This is a genomic window from Cellulomonas sp. GbtcB1 (assembly GCF_019091725.1).
Taxonomy (GTDB): domain Bacteria; phylum Actinomycetota; class Actinomycetes; order Actinomycetales; family Cellulomonadaceae; genus Cellulomonas.
Genome location: NZ_JAGXJG010000176.1, coordinates 1 through 316, shown reverse-complemented (window position 1 = coordinate 316; position 316 = coordinate 1). Strand labels below are relative to the sequence as shown.

Here is a 316-nt window from a genome sequence, read left to right as displayed (position 1 = left end):
CAGCCCGTCGATGACCTGGCCGTCGACGGCCAGGTGGATGGTCTTCTGCGTCGTGACCCGCAGGACGTCGCCCCGCTCCAGGCCCGCCGACCGGGACGCGGACAGCAGCGTCTCGTCGTCGCGGGGGCCGAGCCCCTCGACGGCCTCGCCGACGGTGAGCGCGGTGGTCCAGACGGTGCGGTCCTGGCCGTCGACCTGGACGTCGATCTCCCGGCCGTGCCGGACGACGATCTGCGCGCCGCCGCCGACGGGCCCACCGAGGCCCGGGGCCACGAGGTCGCGGTCGCCCACCTCGATGTCGCCGGCGGCGAGCACC

At 76.3% G+C, this 316-nt stretch carries 1 protein-coding gene; it reads right to left on the bottom strand.

What is annotated here, in order from left to right:
- The coding region (locus KVT14_RS20195) for a ubiquitin-like domain-containing protein (protein WP_217617286.1) at positions 1-316 on the bottom strand (316 nt) is incomplete at both ends.